The organism is Xanthomonas axonopodis pv. maculifoliigardeniae, assembly GCF_041519315.1.
GTDB classification, from domain to species: domain Bacteria; phylum Pseudomonadota; class Gammaproteobacteria; order Xanthomonadales; family Xanthomonadaceae; genus Xanthomonas; species Xanthomonas euvesicatoria.
Genome location: NZ_CP167998.1, coordinates 839,542 through 861,878, shown reverse-complemented (window position 1 = coordinate 861,878; position 22,337 = coordinate 839,542). Strand labels below are relative to the sequence as shown.

21 protein-coding genes and 1 riboswitch are annotated in these 22,337 nt (G+C 65.4%); of the genes, 3 read left to right on the top strand and 18 right to left on the bottom strand.

Translation table 11 applies throughout. The features are described 5' to 3' along the window. Positions 1 to 130 precede the first annotated feature (130 nt). The 11 genes from kdpC to ACDH77_RS03665 all read right to left on the bottom strand — a co-directional run bounded on the left by kdpC (position 131) and on the right by ACDH77_RS03665 (position 12,798). Positions 131 to 760 carry a potassium-transporting ATPase subunit KdpC gene (gene kdpC, locus ACDH77_RS03715; RefSeq protein WP_031421082.1) on the bottom strand — a complete coding sequence of 210 codons (630 nt, stop codon included), beginning with the start codon at positions 758 to 760 and terminating at the stop codon, positions 131 to 133. 40 nt (positions 761 to 800) lie between these two features. Continuing rightward, positions 801 to 2,852 (bottom strand): potassium-transporting ATPase subunit KdpB, encoded by a 2,052-nt coding sequence (kdpB, locus tag ACDH77_RS03710; protein ID WP_372353741.1) that lies wholly within the window; start codon positions 2,850 to 2,852, stop codon positions 801 to 803. 12 nt (positions 2,853 to 2,864) lie between these two features. Then, complete coding sequence (gene kdpA, locus ACDH77_RS03705; RefSeq protein WP_031421080.1) at positions 2,865 to 4,658, bottom strand: potassium-transporting ATPase subunit KdpA; 1,794 nt, start codon at positions 4,656 to 4,658, stop codon at positions 2,865 to 2,867. Positions 4,659 to 4,673: 15 nt separating this feature from the next. Further along, positions 4,674 to 4,766: a potassium-transporting ATPase subunit F gene (locus tag ACDH77_RS03700; protein ID WP_042774062.1), complete on the bottom strand. Its 93-nt coding sequence runs from the start codon at positions 4,764 to 4,766 to the stop codon at positions 4,674 to 4,676. A gap of 447 nt (positions 4,767 to 5,213) precedes the next feature. After that, positions 5,214 to 6,566 carry a type III secretion system effector F-box protein XopI gene (gene xopI / locus ACDH77_RS03695; protein ID WP_372353740.1) on the bottom strand — a complete coding sequence of 451 codons (1,353 nt, stop codon included), beginning with the start codon at positions 6,564 to 6,566 and terminating at the stop codon, positions 5,214 to 5,216. 224 nt (positions 6,567 to 6,790) lie between these two features. Next, positions 6,791 to 8,371, bottom strand: coding sequence for a CocE/NonD family hydrolase (locus ACDH77_RS03690; RefSeq protein ID WP_372353739.1), 1,581 nt, complete (start codon positions 8,369 to 8,371; stop codon positions 6,791 to 6,793). Positions 8,372 to 8,743: 372 nt separating this feature from the next. Beyond that, positions 8,744 to 9,718, bottom strand: a complete 975-nt coding sequence (gene thiL, locus ACDH77_RS03685) for a thiamine-phosphate kinase (protein ID WP_008576787.1) — start codon at positions 9,716 to 9,718, stop codon at positions 8,744 to 8,746. 111 nt (positions 9,719 to 9,829) lie between these two features. Further along, complete coding sequence (gene nusB / locus ACDH77_RS03680) at positions 9,830 to 10,309, bottom strand: transcription antitermination factor NusB (protein ID WP_003490336.1); 480 nt, start codon at positions 10,307 to 10,309, stop codon at positions 9,830 to 9,832. Next, a complete protein-coding gene (ribH, locus tag ACDH77_RS03675) occupies positions 10,306 to 10,770 on the bottom strand; it encodes a 6,7-dimethyl-8-ribityllumazine synthase (protein WP_003490334.1) in 465 nt (154 codons plus the stop codon). Before ribH ends, nusB begins: the two co-directional genes overlap by 4 nt. Positions 10,771 to 11,059: 289 nt before the next feature. Further along, positions 11,060 to 12,199, bottom strand: coding sequence for a 3,4-dihydroxy-2-butanone-4-phosphate synthase (gene ribB / locus ACDH77_RS03670; protein ID WP_011346403.1), 1,140 nt, complete (start codon positions 12,197 to 12,199; stop codon positions 11,060 to 11,062). Then, positions 12,196 to 12,798, bottom strand: coding sequence for a riboflavin synthase (locus ACDH77_RS03665; protein ID WP_057682145.1), 603 nt, complete (start codon positions 12,796 to 12,798; stop codon positions 12,196 to 12,198). The genes ribB and ACDH77_RS03665 overlap by 4 nt, the downstream gene beginning before the upstream one ends. A 168-nt stretch (positions 12,799 to 12,966) precedes the next feature. Further along, positions 12,967 to 13,145: riboswitch (FMN riboswitch) on the bottom strand. A gap of 218 nt (positions 13,146 to 13,363) precedes the next feature. Here ACDH77_RS03665 and ACDH77_RS03660 point away from each other — a divergent pair. Further along, on the top strand, positions 13,364 to 13,987 hold the full coding sequence (locus ACDH77_RS03660; protein ID WP_372353738.1) for a hypothetical protein: 624 nt from the start codon (positions 13,364 to 13,366) through the stop codon (positions 13,985 to 13,987). A 96-nt stretch (positions 13,988 to 14,083) separates the two neighbouring features. On the opposite strand, the gene ribD is transcribed toward ACDH77_RS03660, so the two are convergent. The 5 genes from ribD to ACDH77_RS03635 form a co-directional block, all read right to left on the bottom strand. Further along, entirely contained in the window at positions 14,084 to 15,193 is a 1,110-nt protein-coding gene (gene ribD / locus ACDH77_RS03655) for a bifunctional diaminohydroxyphosphoribosylaminopyrimidine deaminase/5-amino-6-(5-phosphoribosylamino)uracil reductase RibD (RefSeq protein WP_014089376.1), read from the bottom strand. Continuing rightward, positions 15,186 to 15,674 (bottom strand): GNAT family N-acetyltransferase, encoded by a 489-nt coding sequence (locus ACDH77_RS03650; protein ID WP_372166436.1) that lies wholly within the window; start codon positions 15,672 to 15,674, stop codon positions 15,186 to 15,188. Before ACDH77_RS03650 ends, ribD begins: the two co-directional genes overlap by 8 nt. After that, positions 15,671 to 16,195, bottom strand: a complete 525-nt coding sequence (gene nrdR / locus ACDH77_RS03645) for a transcriptional regulator NrdR (RefSeq protein WP_003490311.1) — start codon at positions 16,193 to 16,195, stop codon at positions 15,671 to 15,673. The genes ACDH77_RS03650 and nrdR overlap by 4 nt, the downstream gene beginning before the upstream one ends. A gap of 102 nt (positions 16,196 to 16,297) precedes the next feature. Next, complete coding sequence (glyA, locus tag ACDH77_RS03640) at positions 16,298 to 17,551, bottom strand: serine hydroxymethyltransferase (protein ID WP_008576774.1); 1,254 nt, start codon at positions 17,549 to 17,551, stop codon at positions 16,298 to 16,300. A gap of 197 nt (positions 17,552 to 17,748) precedes the next feature. Further along, on the bottom strand, positions 17,749 to 18,246 hold the full coding sequence (locus tag ACDH77_RS03635; RefSeq protein ID WP_008576772.1) for an RcnB family protein: 498 nt from the start codon (positions 18,244 to 18,246) through the stop codon (positions 17,749 to 17,751). A 224-nt stretch (positions 18,247 to 18,470) separates the two neighbouring features. On the opposite strand from ACDH77_RS03635, the gene ettA reads away from it, so the two are divergent. Next, a complete protein-coding gene (ettA, locus tag ACDH77_RS03630) occupies positions 18,471 to 20,132 on the top strand; it encodes an energy-dependent translational throttle protein EttA (protein WP_005910999.1) in 1,662 nt (553 codons plus the stop codon). Between the two features lie 187 nt (positions 20,133 to 20,319). Next, positions 20,320 to 20,658: a hypothetical protein gene (locus tag ACDH77_RS03625; protein ID WP_008576771.1), complete on the top strand. Its 339-nt coding sequence runs from the start codon at positions 20,320 to 20,322 to the stop codon at positions 20,656 to 20,658. A 167-nt stretch (positions 20,659 to 20,825) separates the two neighbouring features. On the opposite strand, the gene fghA is transcribed toward ACDH77_RS03625, so the two are convergent. Both fghA and gfa read right to left on the bottom strand, forming a co-directional pair. Next, positions 20,826 to 21,656 (bottom strand): S-formylglutathione hydrolase, encoded by an 831-nt coding sequence (gene fghA / locus ACDH77_RS03620; protein WP_008576770.1) that lies wholly within the window; start codon positions 21,654 to 21,656, stop codon positions 20,826 to 20,828. Between the two features lie 57 nt (positions 21,657 to 21,713). Then, entirely contained in the window at positions 21,714 to 22,289 is a 576-nt protein-coding gene (gene gfa, locus ACDH77_RS03615) for an S-(hydroxymethyl)glutathione synthase (protein WP_029818656.1), read from the bottom strand. Positions 22,290 to 22,337: the final 48 nt, after the last annotated feature.

The following is a 22,337-nucleotide window of genomic DNA, read 5'->3' as shown; positions in this document are numbered from 1 at the left end:
AGTCGGGGATTGGGAGTGGGCGAAGCGGGACCCGGGCCCCGGGCCCCGGAAGAGCCTACCGCGCAATGCTGCATGATGACTGCGTTGGCAGGTAGCACGCTTGGCAACAAGCAAATGCGTAATCCTGCAGTTACTGCTTCGGCATTTCCCGGGTCCCCGGTCCCGGGTTCCGGCCCCCGGCCTCATCCAACGCGAGGTTCAAAGCCAACACATTCACCCGCGGCTGCCCAAGCAGCCCGAACTGGGGCGCTTCGGTCGCCGCCTGCACCAGGGCGGCAACGCGTTGCTCGGGCCAGCCGCGTGCGGCGGCCACCCGGCGGATCTGTACCCGGGCGCCGGCCGGGCTCAGGTGCGGGTCCAGGCCGCTGCCGGATTGGGTCAGCAGCTCGCCCGGTACGGCTTCAGGGGCGATGCCGTCGCGTGCGGCCACTTGTGCACGCGTGGTCGCGATACGGGCCAGCAAATCGGGATTGGAGCGGGCCTGGTTGCTGCCGGCCGCGGCGGTGAGGTCGTACTTGGCGGCCGACGGACGCGGCTGGAAATAGCGCGCATCGGTGAACGGCTGGGCCACCAAGGCCGAACCAACCACGCGCGCATCGACGCGCACCAGCGAACCGGTGGCCTGCTCGGAGAACAGCGCACCGGTGATGCCGGTGGCGATCAGCGAGTAGGCCAGGCCCAACCCGAACAAGATGAACACCGCGAGCATCAGCGAACCGCGCACAACGCCGCCGTCGCGTAATGGCAAGGAAGAAGACATGGACATGTTCCCGGAAGTAGAAAGGGGCATCACGCGTGGCTCAGGCACCGAGGACGGCAACCAGCGCCAGATCGATCACTTTGATCGCCGCGAACGGCAGCAACACGCCGCCCACGCCGTAAATCAGCATGTTCCGGCGCAGCAGCGCGGTGGCACTGGAAGGACGAAAACGCACCCCGCGCAACGCCAGCGGAATCAATGCCGGAATGATCAACGCATTGAAGATCAAGGCCGCCAGCACCGCATGACGCGGACTGGAGAGCTGCATCACGTTGAGCGCTGCCATCGACGGGATGGCGGCTGCAAACAGCGCCGGCAGGATCGCGAAGTACTTGGAAACGTCGTTGGCCAGCGAGAAGGTGGTCAACGCGCCACGCGTGATCAGCTGCTGCTTGCCCACTTCCACCACCGCCAGCAACTTGGCCGGATCCGAATCCAGATCCACCATGTTGCCGGCTTCCTTGGCCGCCTGGGTGCCGGAGTTCATTGCCAGGCCCACATCGGCCTGCGCGAGCGCCGGGGCGTCGTTGGTGCCGTCGCCGACCATCGCCACCAGCCGTCCACCCGTCTGTTCGGCACGGATGCGTGCCAGCTTGTCTTCCGGGCGTGCCTGGGCGATGTAGTCGTCCACGCCGGCTTCGGCAGCGATCGCCGCCGCGGTGAGCGGGTTGTCGCCGGTGATCATCACGGTCTTGATGCCCATCGCACGCAGCTGCGCGAATTTTTCCTTGATGCCCTGCTTGACCACGTCGCTCAACTCGACCACACCGAGCACATGACGGCCTTCGGCCACCACCAACGGCGTGGCACCGCCACGTGCGACGTCCTCGATACGGCCCTGCAATTCCGGCGAGACCGTTGCGCCCTGCGCCTGCACATACGCCACGATCGCATCGCCGGCGCCCTTGCGGATGCTGCGCCCACCGATATCCACGCCGGACATGCGCGTCTGCGCGGTGAACGCAATGAAATGCCCACCCTCGGCTTCCACTGCGACCGCACCTTGCTGACGCGCCAGCTTGACGATGGACTTGCCTTCCGGCGTGGGGTCGGCCAGCGAAGCGAGCATGGCCGCATCGCGCAGTTGCGCACGGTCGACGCCGGCCAGCGGATGGAATGCGGTGGCCTGGCGGTCGCCGTAGGTGATGGTGCCGGTCTTGTCGAGCAGCAGCACATCCACGTCGCCGGCCACTTCCACGGCCTTGCCCGATTTGGCCAGCACATTGGCCGACAGCGCGCGGTTCATGCCGGCGATACCGATCGCCGGCAACAGCCCGCCGATGGTGGTCGGGATCAGGCACACCAGCAACGCGATCAGCAGCAGCGGATCCAGCGTGACGCCGACAAAGCCCGCGATCGCCGGCAACGATGCCACCACGATCAAGAACGTCAGCGTCATCGCGGCCAGCAACAAGGTCAGCGCGATTTCGTTCGGTGTCTTTTGCCGGTTGGCACCTTCCACCAACGCGATCATGCGATCGAGGAAGCTGTGTCCCGGTTCGGCAGTGACCTTGAACACGATCTCGTCGGAGAGCACGCGCGTGCCGCCGATCACGCCGCTGCGATCGGTACCGGCCTCGCGCAGTACCGGTGCCGATTCGCCGGTCACCGCCGCTTCGTTGATGGTGGCCACACCGCGCACGATCTCGCCATCGGCCGGCACGAACTCGCCTTCGGATACCATGACGTAATCGCCCGGACGCAACTCCGCTGCCGGCACACGCGTTTCGCGGCCACCGAGTGCGGTTTCCACCCTGCGTGCCACCAGGTCCTTGCGCGCACGCCGCAGCGATGCAGCCTGGCCGCGACCGCGCGCTTCGGCGATGGCTTCGGCAAAATTGCCGAACAGCACGGTGACGAACAGGATCGCCGTCACCGCCCAGCCGAAGCCGGCATGCGAATGCCCGCTGGCGGCGGTGATCACCGCCGCCAGCAAGGTACCGCCCATCACCACCGCCATCACCGGGCTGCGCAGCAGATGCCGCGGCGCCAACTTGGCGAACGCCGCACGCATCGCCGCAACCAGCACGGCGGCATCGAACAACGCTGCGTCACCGCGCTCGCGTTTTTCAGTCGTATCGATCGTAGACATTGCTCAAAACTCTCAGGACGCCGCCAGGGCGAGGTGTTCAGCGATAGGGCCCAGCACCAGTGCCGGCATGAACTGCAGCACGGTCAGCACGATCACGATCGCCATCAGGGTCAGCGCAAAGGTGGGCGTTTCGACCTGCAGGCTGCCGGCCGATTCCGGCGCACGCCGCTTGACTGCCATGCGGGCGGCCACCATCAGCGGCAGGATCAACGCCGGATACCGTCCCAGCGCCAGCACCGCCGAACAGCTCAGGTTCCACCAGTACGTGGCATCGCCCAGGCCTTCGAAACCCGAACCGTTGTTGGCGAATGCAGAGGTGTACTCGTAGAACACCTGGCTGATGCCATGGAAGCCGGGGTTGGAATTGGCAGTCAGTGCCGGGACAGCCAGCGCCACTGCGGTAAAGCCCAGCACCACCAGCGGCTGCAGCAGGATCAACAGCGCCAGCAACTGCACTTCGCGCGATTCGATCTTGCGGCCGAACAACTCCGGCGTGCGCCCGGTCATCAAACCGGCCAGAAACACGCTCAGCAACAGATACACCACAAACTGCTGCAGACCACAGCCGATACCGCCCCAGATGGCGTTGATCAGCATGTCCACCAGCGTGACCAGGCCACTCAACGGCGCCAACGAATCGTGCATCGCATTGACCGAGCCATTGGAGGTCTGCGTGGTCAACGCCGCCCACAATGCCGAGGCATCGGCACCGATGCGCACTTCCTTGCCTTCCATCAGCGCCGGCGAGCTGGCGCTGGCCGAATGCGCTTCGGACCACAGCAATAGCGCGGTGGACGCGGCTGACATCGTGAGCATCGTGCCGAACACCAATGCCGTCAGGCGCTTGCGCCCGGTCAGGTAGCCGACCATGAACACCACGCTCATCGGCAGCAAGACCAATGCGAGCGTTTCAAGCAGATTGCTCAACGGCGTTGGGTTTTCCAGCGCCACCGAACTATTGGGGCCATACCAGCCACCGCCATTGGTGCCGAGCTGTTTCACCGCCACCATCGCCGCAACCGGGCCCACCGCAATGGTCTGCTTGGGCATGCCCGCGCTGCTATCCAATGGCGTTGCCGTCGCCGCGCCCTGTAATGTCGACGGCACGCCCTGCCAGCCGAGCAGCACGGTCCACAGCAGGCACAGCGGCAACAACACGCGCACGCTGGAGCGAATCACGTCGGCCCAGTAATTGCCGACGTCCGCTTCAGGCAGGGCTTCCAATCCCGACCCGCTGTGCTGGCGCCCCGGACGCGACGGTTCCGGCTCCGAACTCTCCGCCACGGCCGCCGTGTCCGGATTCGTTGCGGCAATCGACGCCTGTTTGGCGGCACGCCCACCGAACAATGCGCGCAGCGTTGCAACCGCCAATGCCAAGCCCATCATCGGCGTCACCACCTGCAGGCCGACGATGCCGGTCATCTGCGACAGATACGACAGCTGCGCCTGGCCAGAGTAATGCTGCTGATTGGTGTTGGTGACGAACGACACCATGGTGTGCAGGGCGGTATCCCACCGCATGTTGGGGATGGCATCCGGGTTGAACGGCAGCCATGCCTGGGTCATGAACACCACCCAGGTCAGCAAACCAACAACAAGGTTGCTGAGCAGGAATGCCATGCTGTATCCGCGCCACGACATGCCCTGCTGCGGACGCGTGCCAAGCAAGGCATACAACGGCCGTTCGATCCAGCCGAACAGCGCATCGCCGCGCATCGGTGCACCGCGCATCACCGCAGCCATGTAACGGCCCAGGGGCCACGCCAGCACGATGGCCAGCGCGTACACAAGAAAAGTTTCAGTCATTGAGGCGTGCTCGGATCAGAAGTCTTCGGGCCGCAGCACCACGTACAGCAGGTACGCAGCAACAACGAGTACGGCCACGCCGCACAACAGGGACAACCAGCCAGGCATGTCGATCACTCCCCCGAACGCGCGCACGGCGGCACGATAAGTGCGATGTGCAACGGCGTAGGAAGCGTGTGCGTGCCAACATGGCAAAGCGCAGCCGCACCGTGCGCGCAGCGCCGATGGAGCAGACAGGTCAAGGGATGCATCGGGATCGTCCACGGCGGAACCGCTCCGCCAACCTGCGCAGTCTCTGCCTGGGCCGCGTAAAGTCGCTATGGATCTGCCGCCGGCGCTGCGTAAAGTCCGCATAAAATGCGCGGGCCAGCGCTGCGCCTCAACCAGATGGCCCGCCGCGCGTTCCGACGGTTGGCTTGCCTGGCTGCGCCAGCTGCAGGCACGCAGATGGCAGCGACGCTGCGAAGTTCCATCTGCTCAAGGGTCGCGCCGGACAGGGGGGCTTCAGGCACGCGCGTCCGCTGCGTGACCAGACCACACTCAATCAATCAGTGCTCACATGTCCATATACCTGCGCGACACAGTCGCAAGCATCATGCTGGCCGTGGCGATCGCGTCGTCGCATCTGGCGATAAGTTCAGCGGCCTGGTTCGGGATCGCAACAGCCTGCGCACGGACGGCGGCAATGACCGGTATCTGCTCGCTCGGGAAGAGGCTCGCCGCCGCTGCAAGCACATCAAGGCTGCACAGGTAACGCACCGCGGCAGGCTGGTGCGGCAACGCCCCAGCCAACCGCCTCAGCACCGCAGCGCCACTCTCTGTGCTGTCCAATGCGTGCACGGCGCGCGTCAATTCCCTGAAGGCAGCCTGGCGCACTCCCGGATCGGGCAGTCTGTTCAACAAGGCCACCAGGTGGGTCAAGGCTTCGGCTCCATCGCCGGAACGCGCGAGGTGCTCGGCAAGCTGCGCATACGCTTGCTGGAATCGATGGATCGGCTCCAATCCGACAAGATGCAGCCGTAGGGTCACCTCTGCCAGCAGGCGTGGGCCGCTCTGGAGTGCAGCAGCCTCGGTGATCGCCAGGTTGACTGCCTCCTCGGGCAGATGCCTGATCGCCGATGCCAGCAAATTAAACGGAAGCGCTCCGCCGATGCCTCCGGCAGCGCCACCCTGGGCCGGAGCCGCAGCGCCTTGCGGCCCTGGCTCACCATCACCTTGCACGCCCCCTGCATCAGCCTCTGCGACTGCCCCTATGTGGCCAACGTGCGCTGCTCCGGCAGCAGCCTGCAGCGCTTGCCGGCGCGTGGCAATCAAACTGGGCAAGATTGCATGGAACGCGAGCGCGCGCAGGTCCTCGGGCAAGCATCCCAGGTCATCCGTCAAGCGCGCCACCACGCGAAATGCCATGTTCCCGGAATGGCGGGTGGCGTGATTCAACACCGCGGTAAACGCCTCAAATCGCTGCGCCTGCGGCAATGATGGAATCCGCGCTGCAAGCCTTCCGTATCCGCGCAATATCTGCTCGCTGCGCTCCTCATCGTCCGGGTAGGGGAAATGCGCCACTTCGTCCAGGGCGACACGCATGCTTTCTGCAGTATGGACGTCCCCGAACTCCAAGCTCGGGTCATAGCGCGGCCTCGCTGTCAGGAACGCTCGCACATCCCTGGTGTCTTCCGCCATCTGCCGCGAGACGCTGCCCAGGCGCACGAGGCTGCGCGGTCCACACCGCTGCGCAATCTCGCGGCGTAGATCATTCGGCAGCGCAGATAGCCCGTCGAACGTCTCGGCACGCCGGGGTGGCACTGTGCTTGAGTCGACGACTCCTTGACTCGCCGAAGCCTGCGACGTCTCCTGCGTTTGGCTGGTTGACGCCACAGCGTGCGGCAGACCGGTTCGGGTGATCGGCATCTCGGGTCTCCTGCGGTGTGCCGCAGCAGCGGCATCGAGTTAGGCTTCGTGCGTACTTTCCCGAAAGCGACCTCGTGTCCGCGCGCACAGCCAGAAATCGCGTTCGCCTGGGCGAACGCGACGTGACCGATGCAGATGCGGGTTCGGCGGCTGGCACGCCACCCGCCGCTGTTCGCCAGTCTCGCGGCGGACGATCTGGGACGATGCAGATACGGCGTGCTGCCCTACCGAAGCGGCACGTTCAACACGGAGGGCGCTGCAACTGGCGAGGTGAATGTCACCGTGCCACCGCCCTCGCTGGCATCGGTGTAGCGCGCGTCGCGGGTGTCGATCACCAACACCAGTCGCTGCCCTGCGGGAATCTCGGTTGCCGCCGCCTGCAGTGGCCAGTCCAGGGTGACTGCACGGCCCGGTGTGGAATTGCGCAACGAGTACGGCGCATGCGTGATCAGTTGCGCGACGCCCAAGCCATCCATGCGGTACAGATACGCGAACAGACTGACGTTGGACTGACTGGGCACCACTGTCACGCGTAGCGACGGGCTACCGGCCAGGCGCCGGGTGCTGGTCGATGGCGAGCCGACCCACACGGCGGCACCGGCGCGGTTGACCAGCGGAATCGAGGTGCTCACCGGCAGGCCGATGCCTTGCAGCAAACCGCTGACCAGCACCACCCCGGAATCGGCCACGGTCGGCACGTCGGTGGCGATGCGCGATTGCCACCCGCTGAACGTCCCGCCGGTCAATCCACCGGTGGGAGTCAGCAAGCTGGCTGGTGCGGACAGACCCAGCTGCGTGGTTGCCTGTTGCACCGATGCCCAGTCCGGATAGTCCAGCCATTGCCCGGCACGTGGCGACAGCCGCACCGGTGCTTCGGCATCTACGCCATTACGCACCTGCTTGAGATGGCGATCGAACCAGCGCGTGGTCGCGGTATAGATCTCATTCGGCAATCCCAATGCACCAGGCAGCTCTGCGGTGGCGTGATCGCCCTGGCTGAGCAGCAGTTGTTTGGGGCCACGCAACTGGTTGAAGAACGCGATGGTCTGGTTCGGCGGAAACAGGCCGTCGTTGAAGGCATTACCCAACAAGACCGCGGTCCCACGCGCGTTGAGCGCTGCCACATCGGTCGCAGGGCTGCGCGAGGCGGCCTGCGGCAGGAAGCCCTGCACCGCGCCATCGTAATCGCCTTGCGCCACGCGTGTGCCGATCTCCGCCAGATCCGGGCCGGCCCGGCCGGTGAGTGCGCCCGCACCCACCAGCAGGCCGACGCCCTGCTGGCTGACGGTGCGATTGGAATACAGCGCCGCTTCGAGATCGGCCCAACCGCTGAGCGCAGCCACCGCCTTGATCCGCGGGTCGCGCTCGGCCGCCAGCAGGCTGATGCCCGCACCGTACGAAATGCCCGACGCACCGATCGCATTCGGATTGGCCGGCGTATGCGCCAACGCCCAGTCGATCACCGCGCTGACGTCTTCCACCGTGTCCGGCCCGGCGATATCGATCTGCCCGGCCGAATCCCAGAATCCACGCGAGGTATAGCTGACCACCACGTAGCCGTCGCTGGCCAGTTGGGTGGCGCGCCCCAAATATTCCAGATTGGGCAACGACCAGCTGGCCGGCATCACGATCAGCGGAAACGGCCCGGCGCCCTGCCCTTGCGGCACCAACACCAATGCGCCCATCTGGGCACCGTCCCAGCCGGGAATGCGTTCATAGGTCTTGCTGAAGGCGCCTGCCACGGCCGACGCCGATGCCAACAGCAACGCCAGTGCGGCGATGCTCCCGATCCAACGCTTGCTCATGCTGCTGTCTCCCACGCAAGGCCAGGCCGGGATGGCCCAGCGGCAACTGCGATGCATCCGTGGTTCGGGGGAGAACGGGGCGAACGTACCAGACGGTACGGTATGGCTCAAGGGCCGGGATTCGGGATTCGTTGCTTGCGCAAGCGGGAGCGGCCGGGCAAACCGGTTCGCTGCCTTCTCCCGCTCGCGGGAGAAGGTGCCCGGAGGGCGGATGAGGGCTGGCAGCACCCGTTGTTTCCAATGCGCTCCACCAACTTCGCAGCAGGCGCCACCGCCGCCTCCGCTACGGCACCCAACGATCAGCGCAGCAGCATCGTCTCAGCGCAGCGCATCGGCACTGCCCGCATCCACTGCACGCTCCAACCCCACGCCTCAGCCGACGAAATGCTGGTAGCCGCGCTGCGGTGGGTGCCAGGGGTTGCCCTCGGCGTCGTGTACCACCACGCCGGGCGTGGCGACAATCTGGCCGATGCGCGTTGCAGCCACCGTTGCAAATTCCATTGCCTGCGCCACGGCATCGCGATGCTGCGGCGCGGCGGTGAAACACAACTCGTAATCGTCGCCACCGCCGAGTTGCCAGCCCAGGCACTGCACCACGTCGATTCCGGCACTGCGCGGCATCGCCGGCAAGGCCGCGAGCACCAGGCGCGCACCCACGCCGCTGCGTTCGCATAGATGCCCCAGATCGGCCAGCAGCCCGTCGGAGATGTCCACGCAGGCATGCGCAAGCCCGCGCAGGCGCAGCCCCGCCTGCACGCGGGGCTGCGGACGCAGCAGGCGGCCGCGCCAGCGCTCGTGCAACGGGTCGGCCGCCGCGCAGGTCACATCCAACTGGCCGGCCTGCCACAACGCCAACGCGGCGGCGGCTTCACCCGGCGCGCCGGTCACCCACACATCATCGCCAACGCGCGCACCATCGCGCCGCAGCGCGGCGCCCGGCGGCAGGCTGCCGATCGCAGTCACCGCGCACGACAACGGCCCGCGCGTGGTGTCGCCACCGACCAGCACAATGTCGTGTGCATCAGCCAGCGCGAAGAAGCCATCGGCAAAGCCATCCACCCATGCCGCATCGTCGTGCGGCAACGACAACGACAAGGTGCACCAACGCGGTTGCGCGCCCATCGCCGCCAGATCGGAGAGATTGACCGCCAGGGTCTTCCAGCCCAGATCGTCAGCGCGCGTCTCGTGCGGAAAATGCACGCCTGCATTGAGCGTATCGGCAGTGATCGCCAACTGTTCACCGGCCGGCGGCTGCAGCAACGCCGCATCGTCGCCAATGCCCAGCGGCACATCGGCACGCGCTGCAATGCGCGCACGCAGACGGGCAATTAGATCGAATTCGGGCATGGCGACGGGAATCGGGAAAAGGGAATCGGAAATCGCAAAAGCGCCTCAGTGAGGTATCGGAAACGGTGCTCTTACGATTGCCTATTCCCGACTCCCCAGTTCCCGCGGCGCTCAGGCGCCGCTGGCGCCCGACTCCACCTTGCGCCACTCCACCGCGGCGCGGTCCAGCACCCCGTTGACGTAGGTGTGGCCGTGCTCGGAGCCGAAGCGCTTGGCAGTTTCGATCGCTTCGTTGATCACCACGCGGTACGGCACATCCTGGCGGTACAGCAATTCGTAGGCGGCCAGGCGCAGCACGGCGCGCTCGATCGCATCGACCTCTTCCACGCTGCGATCCAGGTACGGCGTCAGCGCGGTATCCAGCTCGGCACGGTTGCTCAGCACGCCTTCAACCAGGTTCTCGAAGTACGCCAGATCGGCCACTTCGTGCGCCTGCTCGTGCGCGAACTGGGCGATCACCTGCTTGGCGAAGCCGCCGGAGATCTGCCAGGCATAGACCGCCTGCAAGGCGCGCCGACGTGCGCGCGAGCGCAGCACCGGGTCGATGCCGTCGCGACGGCCGTGGCGCGAATGCCCACCGGGCTTGCTCATGGCAACAACTCCATCAAATTCACCAGTTCCAGCGCTGCAAGCGCGCATTCCTCGCCTTTATTGCCGTGGCTGCCGCCGGCACGGGCTTCGGCATCTTCCACGCGTTCGACCGCCAGCACGCCATTGAGCACCGGCACGCCGGTCTGCAGCTGCACGCTCATCAGGCCTTCGGCACACAGGTCGGCCACGTGCTCGTAGTGGCGGGTATCGCCACGGATCACGCAGCCCAGCGCGATGATCGCGCCGTGCTGGCCGGACTGCGCCACGCGATTGGCGGCGATCGGGATCTCCCAGGCGCCCGGCACGCGGATCACGTCGATGGCGTCTTCGCCGATACCGTTGCCGGCCAGGCTCTGGCGCGCGCCGGCAACCAGCACGTCGGTGATGCGGGCATTCCAGCGGCTGGCGATGATCGCAAAGCGCGCGGTGGTGGGGCGAAGATCGCCTTCGTAGTGGGTCATGCGGGTCGGCAACTCGAGGGGGCGGGAAGTTTAACAGCTGCCGGGCCCAGGCCTGGCCGACGCGTGTGGGCCCGGTCGGCCAAAGCAGACCCGGCCATGCGTTTCAGCAACACGGGGCGTGGCAAATGGCCCACTGCGCAAACGGCCGGGGGCAGGCCACGGCTGGAACCGGTAGCCGGCCCCGGGCCACTTCAGCGCCGCCACACGCAGCGCGCAGCTGACAGCCGCGCGCCGTCAGCTAACTGACAGTCCAGACCAACGGGACCGGCCAAGTGAGCTCGCAGCCATCTCAGGGAACGGCAGACGGCGGCACCGAGCGCACGCCTTCACCGGGGTGGCATTCCAGATACTCAACCACCTCCAGCCCGAACCCGGCCAACCCCACCTGGCGCCGAGGGGTGCCCAGCACGCGCAACTTGCCCAGGCCGAGGTCGGCCAGGATCTGGGCGCCGGCGCCGTTGCGCCGCCACTGACTCACGTCCTTGGCATTGGCGGCCGCTTCGGGCTGCTGGCGCAGCCGTGCCAGCAGCGATTCGCTGTCGCGTGGCGCCGACAGCACCACCATCACGCCCTGCCCTTCGGCGGCGATCGCGCGCAAGGCGTCGGTGGCTGCCACGCCGAAGTCATCGCGCTGCCAGTGCAGCAGGTCGGCCAGCGGGTTTTCCACCTGCACGCGTACCAGCGTCGGCGTCTGCGGATCGGCGCGACCGCGCACCAGCGCAAAGTGCAGGTCGTGCGCGATGCGGTCGCGGTAGGTCACCAGCTTGAACGGACCGAATTCGGTGGTGATCTGCCGCTCGTCCACGCGCTCGACGGTGTGCTCATTGGCAAGCCGATAGGCGATCAGGTCGGCGATCGAGCCCATCTTCAGGCCATGCTCGCGCGCGAACACTTCCAATTGCGGGCGGCGCGCCATGCTGCCGTCCGGGTTGAGCACTTCCACCAGCACACCGGCCGGTTCCAGCCCGGCCAGCATCGGCAGGTCGCTGGCCGCTTCGGTGTGGCCGGCACGGGTCAGCACGCCACCGGGCTGGGAGATCAACGGGAAAATATGCCCGGGCTGGCTCAGATCCTGGGGCCGGGCATCCGGGCGTACGGCGGTACGCACGGTGTGCGCGCGGTCGTAGGCCGAAATGCCGGTGGTCACCCCTTCGGCCGCTTCGATGCTGACAGTGAAGTTGGTCTGGAACTGCGCGGTGTTGTTGCGCACCATCGGCGCCAGACCCAGCTGCGCGCAGCGCTCGCGGGTCAGCGACAGGCACACCAGCCCGCGCGCGTGGGTGACCATGAAGTTGATGTCAGACGGCTTGACCAACTCGGCGGCCATGATCAGATCGCCTTCGTTTTCGCGGTCTTCGTCATCGACGATGACCACCATGCGCCCGGCGCGCAGTTCTTCGATCAGTTCCGGAACGGGTGCGAAATTCATGCTGCCCCCCGCGTGCCGAGCAGGCGTTCCACATAGCGCGCCACCAGATCGATTTCCAGGTTCACCGCCGCACCGACCGCAGTCTGCGCAAATGCGGTGTGGGCCACGGTATGCGGAATCAAGGCGACCTCGAAGCCGTCTTCGTCTACGTCATTGACGGTGAGGCTCACGCCGTCCACGCAGATCGAGCCCTTCTTGGCCACATAGCGCAACACCGACGCCGGCGCAGCAAACCGCCAACGCTGCGCACGTGCATCGTCATGGACCGACTGCACCCGGCCCAGGCCATCCACATGTCCGCTGACCAGGTGCCCGCCAAGCCGGTCGGTGGGCCGCATCGCGCGTTCCAGATTGAGCAGTGCGCCCTCTGGCAACGCGCCCAGGGTGGTCAGCGACAGCGTCTCGGTCGAGGCATCGGCCTGAAAACTGGCCGCGTCGAACGCGATCACGGTCAGGCACACGCCATTGACCGCGATGCTTTCGCCCAACTGGACCGCTTCGAACGGCAGCGTGCCGGTGGCGAAGGTGAAGCGCACATCGCCGCCCTGCGGCTGACGCGCGGCCAGTTGGCCGACGCCTTCAATGATGCCGGTGAACATCAGCGTGCCCCCGCTTGCAGCAGCACGGCTGCCGTGACGGAGCGCTGGAAGGCCGCGGCGCAGCGCGGCAGGTGGTGCATGGACATTAGTCGTTTCTCGCAGGAGTTGAGCGAAAAACGCCGCAAGGCAAAGCAAACAGGCGCGCGCGCAGCCGCAAGGCCGCGCGTTGGCCGTCTTCTTTCATCCGGACTATACCGTCGGCTCCGGCATCGGACCGGATCTGCTGACCTTGCCCGGCAGGCGTTTGGCGTTGATCCGCTCAACCCTGGAGTGCAAGCGCTCGCGGGCTCGCACGCTTGCGCATGCCTACCGCCGGTGGGGAATCGCACCCCGCCCTGAAGACGTTCGTGAGTACCGGCGAACCGGTGCGCAAGTTTAACAGGGCACATCGACGCAATGGCCGAGCGGGGACCAAGGCTGGCAGGACACTGCGTCATGTCGGGAAATCCCCCATAGCCAGGATTGTGAAGGATCTGTTAATTTACGCGCCGCGACGGGAGACGTCGTTCTTTTCCACCTCGCAACGGGGTGGAGACACGGACATCAATTCGGAGAGAGACATCCAATGCGTAACACCCTGATTCTGGCTGCCCTGCTGGCTGCCGCACCGTTTGCCGCGTCTGCGGAAGGCTTGAGCTACAACTACGTCGAAGGCGGCTGGAACCGTACCGAAATCAGCGTCAATGGCGATTCGGACGATATCGACGGCGGCTACATTCGCGGTTCCTGGCAGATTGCCCAGCCGGTCTACCTGTTGGCCAGCTATGAGCGCGCCAACAAGGATTACAACCTCGGTGGAGGCTTTGTGCTCGAGGGCACGCTGCAGCAGGCCACGTTGGGTATCGGCTACCGCCAAGAAATGACCGAGCGCGTGGAGTTCACCGCCGACATCAGCGTATTGCGCGCCAAGGTCGAATCCGACCTGCGCCTGCGCGGCCGTTCGGTCGACGATGCGTCGGACTCGAGCAACTTGGGCTTCGCTAATCTGGGCCTGCGTGGCAAGCCTTCGCCGCGCACCGAAGCCTGGATCAAGGCCGGTTACATCGACGGTAGCGACGTGGACAAGGGTGAGTTCGTCGGCACCCTGGGTGGCCAGGTCAACTTCACCCGCACCTGGAGCCTGGTCGCCGAAGCGCAGTTCGTCGACAACGCCAACCAGTACAAGGTCGGCGTGCGCGCGAGCTTCTGATCGGCGCCTCGCAGATACACCAAGGCCCCGCATGCGGGGCCTTTTTTTATGCGCGCAACAGCACAGCCGCGCAGCATCGCACGCGCCATGCAGCTCTCACCCGGCAACAGCCGGCGCATAGCGCAGACGCAGATCCTGCCCCAGCTGGCGCACATCCAGCAGCTGCAGTGCATGTCGCCGCGCCATCGTTTCGATGCCAAGGCCAGCGACCAGCGGCCTTGCGGTGTCGCCCAGCAACACCGGCGCCATGTAGACCAGCAATTCGTCCACCAGTCCGGCCTGCAGTAGCGCACCGCTCAGCATGGCGCCGGCTTCCACGTGGACTTCGTTGATGCCGCGCTCGGCCAGCAGCGCCAGCACCGCCGCCAGATCGAAGCGTCCAGCTTGCAACGGCATCGCAAGGAACTGCGCATCGTCCAGCGAAGGTGCGGCCACATTTTCGCCATGCAGATACAGCGTTGGCGCATTGCCCTGACGAATGTTCCTGCACGCCAACGTCCGCAGCCCTGCATCGAGCACCACGCGCAGCGGTGGCACGACCGGCATGTCCTCGCCCAGCCGCACCGTCATGGATGGGTCGTCGGCCATCACCGTACCTGCACCGGTCAGGATCGCGCCAGCACGTGCGCGCCAGCGCTGCCCATCGGCACGCGCGCGACTTCCGGTAATCCATTTGGATTCACCGCTTGCCAGCGCCGTCCGTCCGTCCAGGCTGGCGCCGAGTTTGACCCGCAGCCACGGCCGCCCACGCTCCACCCGCGACAGAAATCCCTGGTTGAGCGTGCGCGCCTGCGCGTGCATCACGCCGCTCAGCACTTCGATCCCGGCCTCGCGCAGCAGCGCAAACCCGCCGCCATTGACCTGCGGAAACGGGTCGGCCATTGCTGCAACCACACGCGCAACGCCGGCATCGATCAAGGCCAGCGCACATGGCGGGGTACGCCCATAGTGCGCGCATGGCTCCAGCGTCACGTACGCGGTGGCACCGCGCGCCAACTCACCCGCTGCACGCAGCGCGAAGACTTCGGCATGCGGGCCGCCGGCACGTTGATGAAAGCCCTCGCCCACGCAGACGCCGTCGCGCACGATGACGCAGCCCACCATCGGATTGGGCCGGGTGGTGTAGGCGCCGCGCTCGGCCAGACGCAACGCCTGCGCCATCCAGCGATGGTCGTCGGCGCTGGCGGTCGTTGTGGCCTCACGCATTGCGTTGCCCTCCCGGCGCAATGCGCATCACCACGATCTGCATCGGGCCCAGCAGAAACCCGGTATGTATCTGCCATCCCAGGCGCTGGTAGAACGGCGCCAAGCCCGGCTGGCAATACAGGTATAGCAGCGGCACGCCCAGCTGCGCGGCGGCCTGCACGCAGTGTGCGACCAACGCCTCGCCGATGCCCTGCCCGCGCGCCTGCGGCTGCACGTACAACGACGCCAACCACGGCGACCATTGCCGGATGCGTGCGTCGTCGTTTTCGAGCAGGCTCACCGAGCCCAGCCACTGCGTTTGATCCAGCGCCACCCAGGTCGTGGGAATGACGCCATCGCGCGTATGGCTGCGCAGTTCGCTCAGCGCCTCATCGATGCTCCACTCCGGCAGCAGCGCGCCGAAGGCCTGTAGATGCGCTTGCGCAATCGCAGGCAGGTACTGCGGCGTTTGCGCAACGCACGCGATGCGCATCGCGCTCATCGCTTGCCGGGTTTGCCGGCGCGTTCCAATGCCGCTTCCAGCAGCGGCAGTTGTTCGCTGCCGACCGGCAGTTCGCGTTCGAGCTTTTCGATTTCCTCGCGGAAGTCGGCCACGTCCTGAAAGCTGCGATACACCGAGGCAAAGCGCACATAGCCGACATGATCGAGCTTGCGCAGCTCCACCATCACGTATTCGCCTACCCGCAGCGAACCCACTTCGCGCTCGCCGGACATGCGCAGCTGATGCACCACCGCGCGCACCGCCGCCTCGATCTGCTCTTCGGCCACCGGCCGCTTCTGCAGCGCGCGGTCGAAGCTGGTGCGCAGCTTGCGTGCATCGAACGCCTCGCGTCCACCATCGCTCTTGACCACGGTGGGCAGCTTCAGCTCGATCGTTTCCAACGTACTGAACCGCTCGCCGCACGCCTCGCACTCGCGGCGCCGACGGATCGTCGTGCCGTCTTCGGACACCCGCGAATCGATCACGCGGGTATCGTTGTGCTGGCAGAAGGGGCAATGCATCAGACGTCCGGGATTTGGGATTGGGGATTGGGGATTGGCAACAGCACAAGCAAGGACGCGCCGTTAGCGCATCCCGAATCCCGAATCACCAATCCCGGCACCTTAGCCATACACCGGATAGCGCTTGCACTGCGCGGTCACGGCATCGCGCACCTTCGCCAGCACGGCTTCGTCGGTTGGCGCGTCGAGCACGTCGGCGATCCAGTTGGCCAGGTCGATGCTGTCCTGTTCCTGGTAACCGCGCGTGGTGATCGCCGGGGTGCCCAGGCGCAGACCGGAAGTGACGAACGGCGAGCGCGGGTCGTTGGGGACCGAATTCTTGTTGACGGTGATGTGCGCCTTGCCAAGCGCAGCTTCGGCGTCTTTGCCGGAGACATCGCGACCGATCATGTCCACCAGCATCAGGTGGTTCTCGGTGCCGCCGGAGACGATCTTGTAGCCGCGCGCAATGAGGGTATTGGCCATTGCCTGGGCATTCTTGATCACCTGTTGCTGATAGGTCTTGAACGCCGGCTCCAGCGCCTCCTTGAACGCCACCGCCTTGGCCGCAATGACGTGCATCAGCGGGCCGCCCTGGATGCCGGGGAACACGATCGACTGCAGCTTTTTCTGCAGCTCTTCGCTGGCGCCCTTGGCAACGATGATGCCGCCACGCGGGCCACGCAGTGTCTTGTGCGTGGTCGAAGTGACCACGTGCGCATGTTCCATCGGGCTGGGGTACACCCCGGCGGCGACCAGCCCGGCAATGTGCGCCATGTCCACGAACAGGTAGGCGCCGACGCTGTCGGCGATGGCGCGGAAGCGGGCCCAGTCGATCTTCTGCGAATACGCGGAGAAACCGGCCACCACCATCTTCGGCTTGTGCTCGGTCGCCAGGCGCTGGACCTCGTCGTAGTCGATCAGGCCCTGCTCGTTGACGCCGTACTGCACCGCGTTGAACAGCTTGCCGGAGACGTTGACCTTTGCGCCGTGGGTCAGGTGGCCGCCATGCGCCAGGCTCATGCCCAGGATGGTGTCGCCCGGCTGCAGCAGCGCCAGATACACCGCCTGGTTGGCCTGGGAACCGCTGTGCGGCTGGACGTTCGCGTAATCGGCGCCAAACACCTGCTTGATGCGGTCGATCGCCAGTTGTTCGGCAATGTCGACGAACTCGCAGCCGCCGTAGTAGCGCTTGCCCGGATAGCCTTCGGCGTATTTGTTGGTCAGCTGGCTGCCCTGCGCTTCCATCACCAGCGGGCTGCAATAGTTTTCGCTGGCGATCAGCTCGACATGATCCTCCTGGCGGCCGGCTTCAGCAGCGATGGCCTTGGCCAGTTCGGGGTCGTAGGTTTCCAGTCGGACATCGCGCGAGAACATTCCAAGCTCCGGGGCAGCTATTGCCAGTAGGGTCGCCGATTGTAAGCCCCTGCCGCACGGGTGACCAATCGCGCAGCCGGCGCCGCCCGTGTGACCGCACTGCGCACATGACAAAGGCGCACCCGACGATGCGCCTTTGTGTGATGACCGGCTCGATTGCCGGTCGAGGCCGGGGGCGAACGGGCAGCCGCGCCGCGTTAGTTGTTGAGCACCAGGTCGGCAATGATGCCGGTGGCGATGGCCACCAACAGCAGATTGCCGCGGTCGTCGCGCTGCCAGCGGTAGCCGTACGGCGGGCGGCGCAGGTCGTAGCGGTCGTAATCGTTCACCACATAGACCGGGCCGTGGTAGCGCTGGCCACGGGCCCAATACGGACGCGGCGGCGGGCCGGCGCGGTAGTACGCGGGGCGATCGTAGACGTAGACGCGATTGCGATCGTAGCGGCGGTCCTGGTAGCGGGCATCGCGGTAACCCTCGCGATAGCCGTTGCTGTAGTAGCGGCGGTCCTGGCGCCACTCGCGACGGTCGTCACGGCGGGCGTCGCGCCAGTCTCTTCGATGATCGTGGCCATGGTGACGGTCATGGCCGCGGCGATCGTGGTCGCGGTCCCAATCCCCGGCGAACGCCGCAGGTGCGAAGGCACCGAGCGCCAGGATGGAGGAAAGCACAACGGTAACGATGCGTTTGCGGTTCATGACAGTTCCTGTTCGCGGTGTCGTAATTTCATTAAGGGGCGGGCCGCCTTAACGCATTCTTGCTGGAATCGATTACGAAAAAGCCTATTCAGGTCGAAAGTAAGGTGCGGTTTAGCTGCAAGGGTGCTGCCGCGGCTCAAGCCACTTGCCCGTATAATTGGCGCAACCCCTTTTCCGCTGCCTCCGGCCTCGGCCGGCGGGCTGCCTGCGTCCACGGAGCCCCCATGTCGCAATACATCTACACCATGAACCGCGTCAGCAAGGTGGTCCCGCCCAAGCGGCAGATCATCAAGGACATCTCGCTGAGCTTCTTTCCGGGCGCCAAGATCGGCCTGCTGGGCCTGAACGGCGCGGGCAAGTCCACGGTACTGAAGATCATGGCCGGCGTGGACACCGATTTCGAGGGCGAGGCGCGCCCACAACCGGGCATCAAGGTCGGCTACCTGGCGCAGGAACCGCAACTCAATCCCGAGCACACCGTGCGCGAGGCGGTGGAAGAAGGCGTGGGCGACGTGCTGCAGGCCCAGGCCGCGCTGGATGCGGTGTATCTGGCCTATGCCGAAGAAGGCGCCGATTTCGACGCGCTGGCCAAGGAGCAGGAGCGCCTGGAGGCGATCCTGGCCGCCGGCGATGCGCATACGCTGGAAAACCAGCTGGACGTGGCGGCCGATGCGCTGCGCCTGCCGCCCTGGGACGCCATCGTCGGCAAGCTCTCCGGCGGCGAAAAGCGTCGCGTGGCGCTGTGCCGCCTGCTGCTGCAGAAGCCGGACATGCTGCTGCTCGACGAACCCACCAACCACCTGGACGCCGAGTCGGTGGAATGGCTGGAGCAGTTCCTGGCGCGCTACACCGGCACCGTGGTGGCGGTGACCCATGATCGCTACTTCCTCGACAACGCCGCCGAGTGGATCCTGGAACTGGACCGCGGCCGCGGCATTCCGTGGAAGGGCAACTACACCGACTGGCTGACCCAGAAGGACGAGCGCCTCAAGCAGGAAGACAACCAGGAAAAGTCCCGCCAGAAGGCGATCCAGAAGGAACTGGAATGGTCGCGCCAGAACGCCAAGGGCGGCCGCACCAAGGGCAAGGCACGTCTGGCCCGCCTGGAAGAGCTGCAATCGGTCGATTACCAGAAGCGCAACGAAACCAACGAGATCTTCATCCCGCCGGGCGAGCGCCTGGGCAACGCGGTGATGGAGTTCAAGAACGTGTCCAAGAAGTTCGGCGACCGCCTGTTGATCGACAACCTGTCGATGATCGTGCCGCCGGGCGCCATCGTCGGCATCATCGGCCCCAACGGTGCCGGTAAATCGACCCTGTTCAAGATGATCACCGGCCAGGAAAAGCCGGACTCCGGCGAGATCGTGGTCGGACCGACCGTGCAGCTGTCGTACGTGGACCAGAGCCGCGACGCACTGGAGGGCAACCACAACGTATTCCAGGAAATCGCCGGCGGCCTGGACATCCTCAACATTAACGGCATCGAAATCCAGTCGCGCGCCTACATCGGCCGCTTCAACTTCAAGGGCCAGGACCAGCAGAAGATGGTCGGTTCGCTGTCCGGTGGTGAGCGCGGTCGTCTGCACATGGCCAAGACCCTGCTGCAGGGCGGCAACGTGCTGCTGCTGGACGAACCGTCCAACGACCTGGACATCGAAACCCTGCGTGCGCTGGAAGATGCGTTGCTGGAATTCCCCGGCAACACCTTCGTGATTTCGCATGACCGCTGGTTCCTGGACCGTATCGCCACGCACATCCTGGCCTTCGAAGGCGATTCGCACGTGGAGTTCTTCCAGGGCAACTACCGCGAGTACGAAGAAGACAAGCGCCGCCGCATGGGCGACGACGCCGGCCCGAAGCGTTTGCGTTTCAAGGCCTTGAAGTAAGTCGTCGTAGTTCCAAAGAAAAGGCGCCGAAAGGCGCCTTTTTTGTGTGCGGAGTCAGCGGACGGAGACTTGGCTGTTGGCTGCTGGCGCCGTCCACCTGCGCGTGTGGAGTCCCCTGCCCGCCCGTCGACGGGATGCTCACTTGCGCTGCACTACCGTGCCGGCGTCATCCATCTGAGCCTTGCATATGCCTGTCAGCTATTCGATCAGCCTGCCCGATCCCAAGCTCGCCCGTGGCAGTGCGCCCTCGGTGAGCTTCACCGCCAATGGCGCCGAGGCCTTTGCCGAGCAATTGCAGGCAGCTTTGCGCGATCCGGCGTGGTTCGACCGTTGGCGCCAGCTACAGACCGACCCCGACGAAGTGGATCCCAGCCTGGGCATCACCGACCCGGCAGCGACGGTCACCGGCAAGCAGCACGACCTGCGCATCGATCTGGTTGCAACGACGAGCATTCCCGGCGACCTTTTCAAACAGCGCATGCAGGCCCTGGCTGGCTCGCACTGGGAACTGCGCGACGTTCGCTGAACTGCAATCTGTCATGTGTCGGCGGCGCTGGCAGTGCCCAGTGCCACCGATGGCAGCGCGGGCGAGTGACGCCACTCAGCTACACGTGACGCCACGCACTGCATCGGCGTGGCCCCCACCCTCATTCACCGGACTGCATCTCCAACGGCATACGCCAACAGCTGCACTCAACCACGCAAGGCCGCAGCATGATGCGCAATGTGCTCGCCAATAAAGCTTGCGATGAAGTAGTAGCTGTGGTCGTAGCCGGGCTGCAGCCGCACCGTCACCGGGTAGCCGGCGGACCTGGCCGCATCTTCGAACAATGCGGTTTTCAGCTGGGTTTGCAGAAATTCATCGGCATCGCCCTGATCGATGAGCAGCGGCAACCGCTCCTGCGCGTCAGCAAGCAATGCAGTGGCATCGTAGGCTTTCCAGGTCGTACGGTCGTTCCCCAGATACTGGCCAAATGCTTTCTCGCCCCACGGCACCTGGCTGGGCGCCACGATTGGCGAAAACGCCGACACGCTGCGATAGCGGCCCGGATTCTTCAATGCGATGGTCAACGCGCCATGCCCCCCCATCGAATGGCCACTGATCGCACGTGCACCGGTGGTGGCAAAGGTCGCTTCAATCAAGGCCGGTAATTCGCTCACCACGTAATCGTACATGCGGTAATGCGCCGCCCATGGCGCTTGCGTGGCATCGACGTAAAAGCCCGCGCCCTTGCCGATGTCGTAACCGTCCGCATCGGCCACATCCTCGCCCCGGGGGCTGGTGTCGGGCGCAACCAGGATCACCCCATGCTCGGCCGCATAGCGCTGCGCGCCGGCCTTGCTGATGAAATTCTGTTCGGTACAGGTCAAACCGCTCAGCCAATACAGCACCGGCAACGGGCCGTCGGCGGCCTGTGGCGGCAGGTAAATGCCCACCTGCATGCTGCAGTTCAAGGTGTGCGACTGATGCCGATAGACATCCTGCCAGCCGCCGAAGCAGGCGCGGTGTTCGATACGTTCCATGAGATTCCTTACGAAGAGAAACCCTGCAGCCGGATCGCCGGCTGCAAGGTTGGACCATCAATGCAACAGACCCTTTTTGCGTGCCACATGCGCCGACAGGGCATCCATCAACGCCGGGGAAAGGCAGTCGTAGGGCGGCAAGCCCAGTTCGGTCAGGCGCGTGCGTATGCCATCCATCTGCTCCGGCGGCGTGCCGGTTTCGATGATCGACGAGACGAACGCGGCAAAGCCCGGTGCCGACCAGCCCTGTTGTTTCGACAACTCGGTGTGCACAAAATCCAGACCGTAGAATGCGTGGTCCTTGTTTTCGATCCGCCCATACAGATGCACGCCGCAACCGGTGCACGCATGGCGCTGGATCGTCGCGCTTTCGTCGACGATCTTCAGCTTTTCCCGGTGCGCGGTGACTTTGACGTTGTCGCGCGGAACCACCGCCACCACCGAGAACTTCGCGCCATCGGGTTTCCAGCATTTACTGCAACCGCAAGCATGGTTATGCGCGGTCTGCGCAGACACCTCGACGGTCACCTTGTCGCTGGCGCAGTGACATTCAAGCGTGCCGCCTTGAAAATCTTCTGCACCACCTCGCGCAACACCATCATCTACCGAAGGATGAATCGACACGTTAGTCATCACGCTCCTCCCGGAGTGTCGGGTACCACGTGCGCGGAAGCGGCCGCG